13 protein-coding genes are annotated in these 14165 nt (G+C 60.2%); 3 read left to right on the forward strand and 10 right to left on the reverse strand.

Annotated features, from left to right (window positions below; translation table 11 throughout):
• Positions 1-70 precede the first annotated feature (70 nt).
• Genes ABY948_RS02675 through ABY948_RS02700 form a run of 6 tightly spaced genes read right to left on the reverse strand, consistent with a single transcriptional unit; the run spans position 71 to position 7029 of the window.
• Positions 71-877 carry a symmetrical bis(5'-nucleosyl)-tetraphosphatase gene (locus ABY948_RS02675; protein ID WP_461480965.1) on the reverse strand — a complete coding sequence of 269 codons (807 nt, stop codon included), beginning with the start codon at positions 875-877 and terminating at the stop codon, positions 71-73.
• Positions 874-1242, reverse strand: coding sequence for a Co2+/Mg2+ efflux protein ApaG (gene apaG, locus ABY948_RS02680; RefSeq protein ID WP_461480966.1), 369 nt, complete (start codon positions 1240-1242; stop codon positions 874-876). Before apaG ends, ABY948_RS02675 begins: the two co-directional genes overlap by 4 nt.
• Positions 1239-2045, reverse strand: a complete 807-nt coding sequence (gene rsmA, locus ABY948_RS02685; RefSeq protein ID WP_461480967.1) for a 16S rRNA (adenine(1518)-N(6)/adenine(1519)-N(6))-dimethyltransferase RsmA — start codon at positions 2043-2045, stop codon at positions 1239-1241. The genes apaG and rsmA overlap by 4 nt, the downstream gene beginning before the upstream one ends.
• On the reverse strand, positions 2042-3016 hold the full coding sequence (gene pdxA / locus ABY948_RS02690; RefSeq protein WP_461480978.1) for a 4-hydroxythreonine-4-phosphate dehydrogenase PdxA: 975 nt from the start codon (positions 3014-3016) through the stop codon (positions 2042-2044). Before pdxA ends, rsmA begins: the two co-directional genes overlap by 4 nt.
• Positions 3016-4311 (reverse strand): peptidylprolyl isomerase, encoded by a 1296-nt coding sequence (locus ABY948_RS02695; protein ID WP_461480968.1) that lies wholly within the window; start codon positions 4309-4311, stop codon positions 3016-3018. The genes pdxA and ABY948_RS02695 overlap by 1 nt, the downstream gene beginning before the upstream one ends.
• Positions 4312-4329: 18 nt before the next feature.
• Positions 4330-7029 carry an LPS-assembly protein LptD gene (locus tag ABY948_RS02700; RefSeq protein ID WP_461480969.1) on the reverse strand — a complete coding sequence of 900 codons (2700 nt, stop codon included), beginning with the start codon at positions 7027-7029 and terminating at the stop codon, positions 4330-4332.
• A gap of 199 nt (positions 7030-7228) precedes the next feature.
• Between ABY948_RS02700 and ABY948_RS02705 the strand changes: the two genes are divergently transcribed.
• Positions 7229-8209, forward strand: a complete 981-nt coding sequence (locus tag ABY948_RS02705; protein WP_461480970.1) for an aminoglycoside phosphotransferase family protein — start codon at positions 7229-7231, stop codon at positions 8207-8209.
• Positions 8206-8931 (forward strand): N-acetylmuramate alpha-1-phosphate uridylyltransferase MurU, encoded by a 726-nt coding sequence (murU, locus tag ABY948_RS02710; protein WP_461480971.1) that lies wholly within the window; start codon positions 8206-8208, stop codon positions 8929-8931. Before ABY948_RS02705 ends, murU begins: the two co-directional genes overlap by 4 nt.
• Here the strand turns inward: murU and ABY948_RS02715 are convergent.
• Complete coding sequence (locus ABY948_RS02715) at positions 8928-9581, reverse strand: helix-turn-helix domain-containing protein (RefSeq protein ID WP_461480972.1); 654 nt, start codon at positions 9579-9581, stop codon at positions 8928-8930. The genes murU and ABY948_RS02715 overlap by 4 nt on opposite strands.
• A gap of 212 nt (positions 9582-9793) precedes the next feature.
• On the opposite strand from ABY948_RS02715, the gene ABY948_RS02720 reads away from it, so the two are divergent.
• Entirely contained in the window at positions 9794-10081 is a 288-nt protein-coding gene (locus ABY948_RS02720) for a VanZ family protein (protein ID WP_461480973.1), read from the forward strand.
• Here ABY948_RS02720 and holA read toward each other — a convergent pair.
• The 3 genes from holA to leuS form a co-directional block, all read right to left on the reverse strand.
• Positions 10078-11127, reverse strand: a complete 1050-nt coding sequence (gene holA, locus ABY948_RS02725; protein WP_461480974.1) for a DNA polymerase III subunit delta — start codon at positions 11125-11127, stop codon at positions 10078-10080. The two genes, ABY948_RS02720 and holA, sit on opposite strands and share 4 nt — an antisense overlap.
• Entirely contained in the window at positions 11111-11656 is a 546-nt protein-coding gene (locus tag ABY948_RS02730; RefSeq protein ID WP_461480975.1) for an LPS-assembly lipoprotein LptE, read from the reverse strand. The genes holA and ABY948_RS02730 overlap by 17 nt, the downstream gene beginning before the upstream one ends.
• Positions 11657-11701: 45 nt before the next feature.
• On the reverse strand, positions 11702-14165 hold a 2464-nt coding region (gene leuS / locus ABY948_RS02735; protein WP_461480976.1), incomplete at its 5' end, for a leucine--tRNA ligase.

A 14165-nucleotide genomic window follows, 5' to 3' on the forward strand; every position in this document is an offset into this window, starting at 1 on the left:
TGGGTTATCAGTTGATGGCAAATTCTCTGGCTATTCTATCGGCTTCAGGGCGCATCTTAAACCGGCGAGGTCAGTCGGGCAGCTGGTGATGATAGTCGCCGCTGTCCAGGTTCAGCAGCCGCAACGGCCCGCCCCACACGCAGCCGGTGTCGAGAGGGAAAAGACGCGGCCCACAGGGCTTGCCCTGCAGCGCGGCCCAGTGCCCGAAAATGATATTGCTGGTTCTGGTCAGTCTGTCGGGGTGGCTGTACCAGGGGGCGTAGCCCGCGGGGGGCTGGTCGGGGGGCGCTTTGCTGGCGAGTTCAAGCCGACCTGCGGCGGAGCAAAAACGCATGCGCGTAAAATAATTGGTGATCAGGCGCCAGCGCAGTGGCGGCGCCAGGCTGTCGCTCCAGCAGTCCGGCGCATTGCCGTACATCACCTGAAAAAAGTCATCGGCCATGGCCGTATCAGACAACACCAGCCGCATTTCCTCAGCCAGGGCGACGGCCTGTTCCCTGGACCACTGGGGTGGGATGCCCGCATGGACCAGCAGATGGCCCCCGGTGTCGAGCAGCAGTGGTTGTGTTTGCAGCCAGTGGAGTAGCTCTTCGCGATCAGGGGCGGCGAGAATATCGTCGAGGGTATCGGCGCGGTGAGGGGGGCGGATGCCCCTGGCCACCGCCAGCAGGTGTAAATCGTGATTGCCCAGCACCATGCGGAAGGCGTTGCCCAGTCGCAGGCAGAAGCGCATCACCTCAAGGGATTGCGGACCGCGATTGACAATGTCACCCACTGACCAGAGTTGATCTTCAGCGGGGTCGAATGCCACTTTATCCAGTAGCTGTTGCAGCGGTAGCAGGCACCCCTGGATATCGCCGACCACGTAGGTGGTCAATGTACGGCTCCGGGCGCGGCCAGCAGAAAGGGGGTAATAATGGCATCAAAGGATTCGCCCTGGTCGCTGATCATCTGGTAACTGCCCTCCATGGTGCCGACTTCCGTGTCCAGCAACACACTGCTGCTGTACCGATAGTCATCCCCCGGTTCGATACGCGGTGTTTCTCCCACCACGCCCGGGCCGCGAACTTCCTTCACTCGCGCATTGCCATCGGTAATGATCCAGTGGCGACTGAGCAGCCGAACAGCCTCTTCGCCCCGATTCTCGATACGGATGTGGTAGGCAAAGGCATATTTTCCCTGTGACGGGACGGATTGCCTCGGCAGGTATTCGGTCGTGACCCGGACGGCGATACGGTTCAAGAGAACGCCTCCATTTGATTGCTCAGGCGGACAAAATCGGCAACGCTCAGGGTTTCAGGGCGCAGGGATAAGTCGACTTCCAGCTCCGCCAGTTGCGCTTCCGTCACCAGGTGTTTGAGGGTATTGCGGATAGTCTTGCGCCGCTGCTGGAAACAGGCATTGACCAGTTTCGATAACCGGGCGAGGTTTGTTGCCGGACAGGGCGGCTGCGGATAGGGCACCAGTCGTACGATAGCGGACTCCACCTTGGGTGCCGGCCGGAAAGCGCCGGGTGGAACACGAAAGAGCGGCTGTACTTGGCTGTGGTATTGCACCATCACACTGAGTCGACCGTAGTGCTTCTCGCCGGGGCTGGCGGCGAGTCGATCCACCACCTCTTTCTGCAACATAAAATGCATGTCCTTGATCATTCCGCTGTAGCCGAGCAGATGGAACAGCAAAGGGGTGGAGATGTTGTAGGGCAAATTGCCGATGATGCGCAGCGGTCGGCCGGTTTGGTAAAAGCGGCTGAAGTCGGTAGACAGGGCATCGCCCTGGTGAATCTGTAATGCCGGGTATTGCTGGAATTTTGCCTGCAGTAGCGGAATCAGGTCGCGATCCAGTTCCACGACGTTCAAGCTGGGACAGCGGGACAACATGGGCTCGGTGATGGCGCCCTGTCCGGGTCCGATTTCGACGATATTGTCGCTGGGCTTTGGCGCCACGGCGGCAACAATTTTGGCAATGGTCGAGGCGTCGACCAGAAAGTTCTGGCCAAAGCGTTTGCGCGCCTGGTGCCCCCCGGGGGATCTGTTGCGGTTCATTGTGTGGCCTCTGCCATGGCTCTAGCATACTCGATGGCCGTCACCAGGCTGCCGGTCTCCGCACCACCGGTGCCGGCCAAATCCAGTGCGGTGCCGTGATCCACCGAAGTGCGGATGATCGGCAATCCCAGGGTGATATTCACCGCGGCGCCAAAGCCCTTGTATTTCAATACCGGTAATCCCTGATCGTGGTACATGGCGAGCACGGCATCACATTGTGCCAGGTGTTTGGGGGTGAACAGGGTGTCGGCCGGCAGCGGGCCTTCGAGCAGCATGCCCGAGCTGCGCAGTTGCTCCAGCACCGGGGTAATGACCTCTATTTCCTCTCTGCCCAGGTGGCCGCCTTCCCCGGCGTGGGGGTTGAGACCGCACACCAGGATACGGGGTGCGGCGATGCCAAATTTGTGCTGCAAATCCCGATGCAGGATGCCGATTACTTCATGGAGCAGTAGTTGGGTGATACTGGCGGGCACTTGCGCCAGCGGCAGGTGGGTGGTCGCCAGCGCTACCCGCAGCCCCTCTGTGGCAAGCATCATCACCACTCTCGGGGTGCCCGTCAGGTCGGCAAGAAACTCTGTATGACCGCTGAACGGCACCCCCGCGTCATTGATAATGCCTTTGTGGACGGGGCCGGTAACCAGGGCATTACACAGGCCGCGCTGGCAGTCAGTGGTCGCCGCCGTGAGGGTTTCCAGTACATAGGGGGCATTGGCGGAATTGAGGGTGCCCGCTTGGGCGGGTTGACGGAGTTTGACCGGGCGCACAGCCAGTTCGCCCGCAGACAGCGGGCGGGGCGGTTCATCACCGAGGGGGCGGAGCCGCAGGGGCAATCCCAGTTGTTGCGCCCGGGCGAGCAGGAGCTCCGGGTCTGCATAGGCCACCAGCTCACAGGGTTGGGGCTGTTGCACCAGCTGCACGATCAAATCCGGGCCGATGCCCGCGGGCTCTCCCGGAGTAATCGCCAGCCTGATCACAACTTGATTTCTACAAAAGCCTCATCGCGGATTTCTTGCAGCCAGAGTTGCAGCTCTTCCTCGTACTTCCGGTGCCGGAGGATATTTTCTGCTTGCTGGTGGCGAATATCTTCACTGAAATCCTGTTGACGACGCTCGGTGACTTGCAGGATGTGCCAGCCGAACTGGCTGCGGAACGGTTCACTGACTTCATTCAGTTCGAGTTTGTGCATGACCGTTTCAAATTCGGGGACAAACTGTCCGGGCAGGGACCAACCGACATCGCCGCCCGCCATCGAGGAGGCGATGTCCTCGGAGTTTTCCCGGGCGAGTTCTGTAAAGTCGGCGCCGTTGAGGATGTCGGCGCGGATGCCTTCGAGCATCGCTTTGGTTTCTTCCTCGGTGCGGATTTCATTGGGCTTGATCAGGATATGCCGGGCATGGTGTTGAACGACAATTTTCTCGCCGCCACCGCGACGCTCGTAAAGCTTTAACAGGTGGTAACCGGCATCGCTGCGAATGGGCACGCTGACTTCGCCGGGCGAGAGTTTATCAACCGCGGTAATAAAAATACTGGGTAGTTGTGTGGTCTTGCGCCAGCCCAGATCGCCGCCCTTCAAGGCGTTTTGTCCGGAGGAGTTGGCGATGGCAAGGCTGCGGAAGTCGGCGCCCGCTTGCAGCTGTTCGTAGAGTTCGCGCACTTTCTGCTCCACTGCGGCCACTTGATCCCTGGGCGCCCCGGCGGGCAGGGTCAGGATAATATGACCGAGATTGACATCCGGCGAAGACCACTGCTGCCCCTCTTCGGATTTCAGGAAGTTGTCGATCTCCTGCTCGGAGATATTGATGCGTTGGTTGACGAAGCCGTCCTGAACCCGCTTGATGATCATCTCGTTGCGCAGCTGCTCCCGCAGCCTGCCGAGGTCGATACCGTTTTGTCGGGCCTCTTCTAACATGTCCTCCATGCTCAGGCCGCGGCTTTTGGCCAGCCGTTCGATCGACTGGTTGAGCTCTTCGTCGCTGATGCGGATCCCGGCGCGTTGTCCGCGGCTGAGCTGCAGTTGTTCGAGGATGAGTCGTTCCAGTACCTGTGGCACCAGGACATTCTGGGGGGGGATTTCCGTGCCGCTCTCTTTCAGGCGAAAGTAGATCTCCTTGATGCGCTCTTCCAGCTCGCTGGACATCACCACATCTTCGTTGACGATGGCGACGATGTGGTCCAGCGGGACCTCTTCAGAGGACGCGGGTGCGGCAACCGCGAGCAGCGCGGCGGCGATGCTGAGCGTCGATAGAACATAACTGCGGAAGTTCATGATTAAGCCTGTGCGAATTTAATAGGTGGGCGGCAGGTAGCCGTAAATGCCATCCTCGAGGATGGAATCAACGCCGGAGCCGGTGCCGGCAAGACCCTTAAACTGGATCTGGAAAAACACGCCACTGTCTTCGTTTAGATCCTCTTCGGGAACCAGGACATAGTCGTTCCGGTCGAGCCAGCGGCGCGCCACCAGGCTAAAGCGCCAGCAACAACTGTCATACTGGAAGCCCGCAAAGGTTTCCAGATCGCGACTGTTGGTCAGGTCATAGCTGTGCCGACCAATCAGGCTCAGGGCACGAGTGATCGGGAAAATAGTCGAAATCTCCGCCTGTTCAATGTCGGTGTCGACCAGCTGGCCGCCAATCAGCTGCGGGATATTGCGATTGAAGCGGTAGCCGAGATTGAAAACGTGGTTTTGCCGGTCATTGTAGCGCAGGCTGGTGGTGCCTCGATCAAACCGGCCATCGCGTTCATCGTAGAGAATGTCGGACTGCAGCTTGAGGTTTTCGCTCAAGCGCAGGGCGAATTCCGCCGCAAAGTCGGATTCATCGCGCAACAGGTCATGGGCGATATCGCGGAGTGTCGGTGACAGGCTGTCCGGGTCGGTTGATTTCAGGAATGACTTGCTGAGGGTGGGGTCGAGGGACACGTAGCGGTCTTCCAGGTAGAAAATCTGGCCGATGCTGGCTCTCAGCCACTCTGTGCCGGTGGCTTGCTCGAGCAGGCGGCTGGTGAGGCCGACGGAGATCTGTTTGGTGTCGCCAATGCGGTCTCCGCCAATGAAACGGTCATCCCGGAACAGCTGGTTGTAACTGAAGGTCATCGGGGATGTGTCGAAGTCGGGCAGGTCGCTCTGGTCCTCGTACTTGGTGTGTACCATGTACAGGCGCGGCTCAAGGGTCTGGGTATAGCCGGGCAGCCAGGTGGTATCGCGCTCCAGATAAATTCCCGCATCAATAATACCGGTGGGCACCGTCACGGAGGGGTTGTCATTGGACTGATTGAGCAGCGGGTCATCCAGGTTGTAGGTCAGGTTTCTGACCTTGAGGGTCGGCCGGAAATAACCCCAGCCCCACTGTTTGTCCCAGCTGACCCCATAGTCCAGGTGCAGGCGGTGGCCGGTGACAAAGGTGCCCTGATCGTCTTCAAAGAAGGTGCTGCCCTGGAGACTGGCGGGGAGCAGGCCATCGTCATCGGTATGGTCAAACAAGGTGTACTGGTTTTTCAGCGCAAAGACAAAGTCGCCCAACCGGTAATTGCCGTTGGCATCCACTCGCGGCAGCATTTTGTACTGGTCAATACTGTTGGGATCGTCGTTGATGGTCTGGTACTGCTGGCTTCTGACACTCAGGTACCAGTTGTCGGCCTGATAGGCGGCGGAGGCGAGCTGTTTCAGGTAGGTCTGGCTGTTCACCTCGATGGTGGCGTTGCCCAGATCCCGGAAGTAGTCGCTATCGCTGACCTTGGTGTAGTCGACGCGGGTCTCCCAGCGTTTGCCGATGCCACCCAGATGCTCCATATTGAGCAACCAGCGGTCATCCCCCTCATGGTCCTTTTTGCCGGCAAGGGTAGTGGGATCTTCAGCACTGCCGTTGCCGCCGTCATCGCTGGGCAGGAAAGCGCCGCTGACGATGGTGTCAGTTCGTTTTGAGATATGGCGGAACTCGGCTTCTGCCATGGCGCCCCGCTCCTGGAGATAGCGGGGGGTAATGGTGGCATCGTAATTGGGGGCCAGATTCAGGTAGATGGGTTGTGCGAAATCGAAGCCGTTATCCTCGCCAAAACTAAATGAGGGAAACAGCAGTCCGGAGGCGCGGCGCTCGTCGATGGGGAAGCGCAACCAGGGGGCGTAGAGCACCGGGATATCCTTGACTTCCAGGCGCACGTGTCGGGCGTGGGCGATGCCGGTTTCCGGGTTGATGTCGACGTTCGAGCTGACCAGGTGCCAGGCGTTGCTGCCGGGTTCACAGGTGGTATAGGTGGCATTGTCAATGTAGAACACATCGCCAATGCGGTTCATGCGGTCGGCGGTGCCGCGCACATTCGATTCGTGCAGCAGGTAGGTGGCGTTGTCGACCGTGACGTCCTTGGTGTCCATATTGATCTGGGCGTGATCGCCGGTGAGCAACAGGCCGGGTTCGCGGAACTGCACATCGCCATCCAGATCGACGGTGCGGGCACTCTGGTTGACAGTGGCATTTTGGCTGCGCACCTGTCGATAACCCTGCGTCAACTGGACCTTGCCGCGCAGGTGGGCAATATTTTCCTGCTCGACTTCGGTGGTTTCAGAGGCCACCCGCATGGGGGCATCCGCGGGGTCCATACCCCCTTCCGGGTAGTCGCGGGGGGGCTCGATGTAGGCGCCACAACAACCGGAGGAGATTTTTTCCTGCTCGGCTTCGCTGAGGGATTCCTCGTCAACCCAGTCAAGGTTGCGGGCCAGCTGTACCTGCGGGCCGCCATCTGCCGGGGGCGTTTCCACCGGTTCCGGGCGTGCCGGGCGCGGGAAGACCCTGCCGGGCATTACCGTTTCACCGCATGCCCATGCGCCGGAGGCGTCCGCACGACATTCCCATTGGACATGGCTGTCGGCGTTTTGCGCAACGGCGGGGGTGGCAATCAAAAATCCAGAGAGAAGCAGGGTGGAAGTTTGTACAGATTGCGAGCGCACCGCTTGATAGAGCCTGGTGCGAATATGACTCGGTTTTATTGGCATTCTTATGGTCCGTGATCTCTCTGGCGAGCTGTGGCTTTAATGCGACGGTACATTTTACCCATTCTGCGACATCATGCGAGGGTTTGGGGTAGAATGGCCAACCTTTTTTCTACCAGCTCCCTGAAATATGCCTGCCGACCCGAGCCTCTCTGAATGGGTGGAAAGATTTCTGCCTGATCGATACAAGACGAGTGCATCTTTGTCTCTGACGCCCCTCAATGGCGATGCCGGTTTCCGCTGTTATTTTCGGGTGAATTGCCAGCCGACCCTGCTGGCGGTTTCCGCGCCTCCGACTCATGAAAACAACCGGGCCTTTGTGGACATCGCCCTGCTGTTGCGGGGGCAGGGGGTTCACACCCCGGCCATTTTTGCGGTGGATTATCAGCATGGTTACCTGTTGCTGGAAGATTTTGGAGACCAGTTATTGCTGCCGCTGTTGAATGCTCAAACGGTTGATGCCCTCTACCTGAAGGCGGAGTCAGCGCTGTTGGCCATTCAGCGGGCCGGGGTGGGTGCACACGCGATTCCTCCCTACGACAGTAGGCGACTGCTGGAGGAAATGCAGTTGTTCCCCGAGTGGTTCGTCTCGCGGCTGCTGGGTGTCGAGTTGGGCGAGGGCGAGCGCCAGCTGCTGGAGCAGGGCTTTGAACTGTTGCTGGACAGTGCGCTGTCGCAGCCGACGGTGTTGGTACACCGGGATTTCCACTCCCGCAATCTGATGCTGCTGGAAAATGGCGACATTGGCGTGATCGATTTTCAGGATGCGGTCACAGGTCCGCTGACATATGACTTGGTGTCCCTGTTGCGGGACTGTTATATTCGATGGCCCGCCGACGTTGTTTCCCGGCGGGCGCTGAACTACTTCCGGCGTGCTGTGGCTGCCGACATCGCTACCCCGGTGTCCGATAAGCAGTTTCTTCGCTGGTTCGACCTGATGGGGTTACAGCGGCATATCAAGGTTCTGGGTATTTTCGCCCGCCTGTACCTGCGCGATGGCAAGGCGGGCTACCTCCACGACCTGCCACTGGTTATCCGCTACACCCTGGAACAACTGGACTCCTATCCGGAGCTGGACAATCTCAAGCGCTGGTTTGAGCGGCGGGTGTTGCCCGCCGTGGTCGAACAGCCCTGGTATCAGCCCTGGCAACAGGCCGGTGACTCGCTAAGGGAACCACTATGAAAGCTATGATTTTGGCCGCCGGATTTGGCGAACGCCTCCGCCCCCTCACCAATGAAACCCCCAAGCCGCTGTTGAAAATTGCCAATAAACCGCTGATCCAATACCACGTGGAGCGCCTGGTTGAGGCCGGTGTACGGGAACTGGTGATCAATACCTCCTGGCTGGGCGACCAGATTGAGTCCTTCCTCGGCGATGGTTCCCGCTTTGGCGTCCGCATCCAGTGGTCTCGGGAGAGCGATCCCCTGGAAACCGGCGGCGGCATTCGCCGGGCGCTGCCGATGCTGGGGGGCGATCCCTTCCTGGTGATCAATGGCGATGTCTGGAGCAATTACCCGCTGGCTACCCTGGTGGAAAGGAACTGGACGGAAGAGATGGATGCCCATCTGGTGCTGGTGCCCAACCCAGCCCACCACCCGCAAGGCGACTTCACCCTGGACCCGCAGCTCTGTGTGCGCTATCCCGCCGAGGGCGATGCGACCTATACCTTCAGCGGTATCAGCGTGATGAGGCCCGAAATATTCGCCCTGTTTAGCTCCGCCAGCGAACGTTTCCCGATCCGCGATGTGCTCGCCAGCGGCATTCGCGATGGCTATGTCAGCGGCGAGGTGTATCGCGATATCTGGTGGGACGTCGGCACCCTGGAGCGCCTTGAGGCGCTCAATGCACTGGTTTCCGGCAGGGAGATTGTGCTCGAAAAAAAGCCGGTACTTAAGGCCGGTTAATTCTTGGCTTCTTCGTCGACACGCGCAGTCCTTTCATCGGTCTGCGCTTCCCCCCGCTCCTGCGCGGCAACAAAGTGCAGCGCCATTTCAAATGCCTGGTCGGTAAAGGCCAGCACCTTTTGAAACCCTTCGTCAGACAGTTTGCGGGCGGCGTCCCGGTTGCGGTAAATCTTCAATAATTGCACTTCTCTTTCCGCGGTGATTGCCAGCCGATCAATGCCGATCTTCTCCAGCAGATCGGAAAGGCGCGGGCTGTAGGTGCGCACATATTTCAGGATAAAAGGCAGCGGGTCATTGCGGGAATAAAAGGAGGCCAGCCGCAGGATAATTTCAAAGGGCAGCGCCGCCTTGCCCTCTTCAACCGCTTTCAGCAGGTCGGTGTCTTTCAGGTCAATGGCTTGGGCCAGCTCGCTGATGGTGAGCCCGGCCACTTCGCGCAGATCTCGCAGCGAGTGCCCCGCCTTGCCCATCCGCTCCAGCTGTTCCGGGGTCTGCTTGATGGCCTTGGCGGCCTGGTCGCGGGTTTTTTCCGCGGCATATTTCAGGGCCGAGGAGGACAGTTCCTTCCAGCCCTCCAGAAAGGCGCCCAGCCCCTCCAGGGCACTGACGGCTTCGCGATCGTCCTGGTGGTTATCCTGTTGGTCGGTCATGGTGTGCCTGCCGGGAGTGTGATGGATGTCTGCTGAGAGTATAAACAAACGGCTACCTGAGCGCGCCCCTGTGGGGGCGGGGAGCTGGGTCACTAGGGTTTTAACCGGTAAGCTGTCGTGTCAAGACAGTGGGAAAACAGCGGAGAAAAAGTATGGCTGAACGTCTTTGGCGGTGGTGTTTTGCGGGCAGTCTGTGTGGGGTAACGGTCTTGATGTTGCTGCCATCCGCCGGCGGACAGATGCTGCCGGGGCAGGACAAGTTGCTACACGGGGTGACCTTTATGGCGCTGTATCTGCTCGGTTCGCGCGCTGTTCCCGCGACCGGGCACCGGTGGTTGTTCGGGGGGTTGCTGGCCTATGGCGTGGTGATTGAACTGTTGCAGGGGTTGACCGGCTATCGCTCCATGGAGCTGCTGGATGCGCTGGCGGACCTGGTCGGCCTGCTGGTGGCCGCATGGTGGTCGCGGCGCACCCGCCGTGCCGGCGGCTGTTGCGGCTAGTCCTTCAGGGCCAGGCGCAAATTGGCGGACTGCAGGACGGCCCTGCCACAAAACATCAGTGTCAGGGTGCCCAGGTCATCCCAGGGATTGGCGGTGCGCATGCCCTTGATCGCCCGGTCAATGCCTCCGGCCAGGCGCAACATCTGCTGCAGTTGATTCAATGACAGGCGTTTCAGCGCTGTTTTCACCAAGCCCTTGCGCTTTTCCCAGACCGCCAGGTTTTTTAATACCCAGTCCAGGTGATCGCCCGCGGCCAAGGCCTCTTTTGCCTTGATCAGGGTGCGCAGCTCCCGCGCCAGCGCCCACAGGATAACCGTGGCCTCGGTGCCTTCGTCGCGCAAGCCCCTCAGGGTGCGGCTGGCAGTTTGTGCGTCGCCCTCCAGCGCCTTGTCCACCAGGGAGAAGACATTGAAGCGAGCACTGTCGGCGACCACGGTGGACATGGTGGCCGCATCAACCTCCGCATCCGGCAACAGCAACTTCAGTTTTTCAATTTCCTGTACCGCGGCGAGCAGGTTGCCCTCCACCCGATCTGCCAGGACGTCCACGGCCTGGCGGCTCGCCTGGATGTTGGCCTGTTGCAGGCGCTTGCCGATCCAGCTGGCCAGTTGTTCCGGTGGCACCGGCCAGACCTGGATAAATGCCCCGGTGGTCTCGATACTTTTCACCCACTTGCTGCGGGTGGCGGCGCTCTCCAGTTTGGGGGTGATCACCAGGAGCAGGTTGTCGGGGCTGGGATTGGCGGTGTATTGCTGCAACACCTTGGAACCCTTGTCCCCCGGCTTGCCGTTGGGGATGCGCAGTTCAATGATTTTCCTGGCGGCAAACAGGGACAGGCTATTGGCCTCCGTCAGCACGGTATCCCAGTCGAAACCGGTTTCTGCGTGCAGCAATTCACGTTCGCTGAAGCCCTGGCCGCGGGCGGCGCCGCGAATTGCATCGGCGGCCTCCTGGGCCAGCAGTGGCTCATCGCCACTGATTAGGTAGACAGGTAACAGCGGCCCCTGGGCGAGGTGTGCGGCGAGTTGTTCAGTTCGCAGCCGCATTCTGCTCCGCCGGAGCCACCGGTGTTGCCGGGCGGTTGGCGACGCTGTCGAGCCGGGACAGGACTTGCCGGATCAGGTCTTCCCGCATCTCGCGCCTCAGCAGGTTGGCTTCGTCCTCTTTGGACTGCACATCGTTCTCGTCAAAATCAAAAACCCGCTCGGAGGTGAGGGTGGTGCGCGACAGCAGCGGTTTGCCGTCAGCGGCGAGAATCATGACCGTCACCTCCTCTGTCAGCTGGTACTCCGATACCCGGGCGCTGACGCTGACAGAGGCGGTCCGGCGGTCGCTTCTGTGGCTGAGAATGACAATGCTGTACTCGGCTTCGGTGGCATTGCGGGCAACGGTGATCTGGTTGGCCTTCAGGGCGCGGCTGAGGGCCGTGTAGAAATCGCTGTAACGCTGCTCGGCGCTGATATGCACGCTGGAAATATTGTCGACCTGCCCGGAGCCGCGCAGATGCCAGCCACAGCCGGCGAGAGTGGCGGTGGCCAGAAGAACTGTGATGACCAGGCAGCTCAATTTTTTCATCGGTATTCCTTAACTTGTGGGTTGCGCGGCGCTTGGTTGCGGCGTTCAGTTGGCAACAATATTGACCAGCTTGTTGGGGACGACGATTACTTTACGGATGGTTTGGCCCTCCGTAAAGCGAAGAACGTTTTCGTGGCTCAGCGCGGCCTGCTCGATGGTATCCCGGTCCGCTGCCACGGCGATATCAATGTGTGCGCGCAATTTGCCGTTTACCTGCACCACCATCTGGATGGTGCTTTTTACCAGTGCTGCCGGGTCGGCGGCGGGCCAGCAGGCGTCGAGCAGGTTGTCTTCGTGCCCCAGTGCCTGCCACAACCGGTGGCAGATGTGCGGCACAATGGGCGCCAGCAGCAAGACCGCGGCGCTTAGGGCTTCACGCTCCACTGCCAGGCCGTTAGCCGTTGTGCGATCGGCATGGCGGCCCAGCTCATTGAGCAGTTCCATGACCGCGGCAATGGCGGTGTTGAATGTCTGGCGGCGGCCGTAATCGTCACCGACCTTGGCGATGGTTTCGTGGGTTTTGCGGCGCAGGTCTCGCTGAGCCTGGTCGAGCGCCTCGGCGTCCACAGCCGGTGCCGCGCCCCCCTGCAGGTGGGCGTGAACCATCTTCCACAGCTTGCGTAGGAAGCGATGGGCACCTTCAACGCCGCTCTCGCTCCACTCCAGGGACTGTTCCGGCGGCGCCGCAAACATGGTGAACAGTCGCACGGTGTCGGCACCGTAGCGATCGATCAGCTGTTGCGGGTCGACGGTATTGCCCTTGGACTTGGACATCTTGGCGCCGTCTTTCAGCACCATGCCCTGGCACAGCAGGCGGGTGAAGGGTTCGTCGGAGTTGAGCAGGCCCTCATCGCGCATCAGCTTGTGGAAAAAGCGCGCGTACAGCAGGTGCAGGATGGCGTGCTCGATGCCGCCCACATACTGGTCCACCGGCAACCAGTAGTTGGCGGCGGCACTGTCCAGCATGCCGTCCCGGTAGTCGGGGCAGGTGTAGCGGGCGTAGTACCAGCTCGACTCCATAAAGGTGTCGAAGGTATCGGTTTCGTGCTCCACCGCCGCGCCGTCCAGTTCGGCAACCCGCCACTGGGGATCGGCCTTGATGGGCGACTGCACGCCGTCCATCTCCACGTCTTCCGGCAGCAGCACCGGCAGCCGCTCGGCGGGCACCGGGATTTCGCCGCCGCCCGGCAGGTTGAACATGGGGATGGGCGCGCCCCAGTAGCGCTGGCGCGATACGCCCCAGTCCCGCAGGCGGTAGTTGATTTTGATTTCGCCGCAGCCCAGTGCGGTCAATTTGGCGGCGATGGCGTCGAAGCCCTGGGCGGGGGTGAGGCCGTCGAACTCGCCGGAGTTGACCATGGCCAGGTTGTCATCTTTTGATGCGTACCAATCTTGCCAGCGGGAGGTGTCAAACTCGTACAGCTTACGGATTTCCTCGGGGTCGCTGTCATTGCTGAGACCCTTGTGGAAGTTTTCCTCATTTTCGCCGACTTCTGTGGAGATGTTTTCGAACACCGGTTTGATGGGCAGCTGGTGTTTGTTGGCAAATTCGAAGTCGCGCTCGTCGTGGGCGGGTACCGCCATAATGGCGCCGCTGCCGTAGTCCATCAGTACATAGTTGGCGACCCACACCGGCACCGCTTCGCCGCTGATGGGGTGGATGGCGGTGAGGCCGGTAGCCATGCCCTTCTTCTCCATGGTGGCCATGTCGGCCTCGGCCACGGACTGGGTCTTGCAGTCCCGGATAAAGGCGGCCAGTTGCGGGTTGTTTTTCGCCAGCGCCAGGGCGATGGGGTGCTCGGCGGCGATGCTGGCGTAGGTGACCCCCATCAGGGTGTCGGGGCGGGTGGTGTACACCTCAAAGCTGTCGATGCCAGCCACCGCTGCGGTGAGATCGAAGCGAAACTGTACACCGCGGCTCTTGCCGATCCAGTTGCGCTGCATGGTGCGCACCTGTTCCGGCCAGCCGTCCAGTTTGTCCAGGTCGTCGAGCAGTTCTTCGGCGTAGGCGGTGATCTTGATGAACCACTGGGGAATTTCCTTGCGCTCCACGGCGGTGTCACAGCGCCAGCAGCAGCCGTCGATGACCTGCTCGTTGGCGAGCACGGTCTGGTCATTGGGGCACCAGTTGACCGCGGCGGTCTTCTTGTACACCAGCCCTTTCTGGTACAGGCGGGTAAAGAACCACTGTTCCCAGCGGTAGTAGTCCGGTTTGCAGGTAGCCAGTTCCCGGGACCAGTCGTAGCCGAAGCCCAGTTGTTTCAACTGGGCTTTCATGTAGTCGATGTTTTCGTAGGTCCACACAGCCGGTGCCGTGTGGTGCTTGATGGCGGCGTTTTCAGCCGGCAGGCCAAAGGCATCCCAACCCATGGGTTGCAGCACATTTTTGCCCTGCATTCGCTGGTAACGACTAATCACGTCGCCGATCGTGTAGTTGCGCACGTGGCCCATGTGCAACTTGCCCGACGGATAAGGAAACATCGACAGGCAGTAAAATTTCTCTCGGTTC

This window comes from Porticoccus sp. (assembly GCF_041592135.1).
Classification (GTDB): Bacteria; Pseudomonadota; Gammaproteobacteria; order Pseudomonadales; family Porticoccaceae; genus Porticoccus.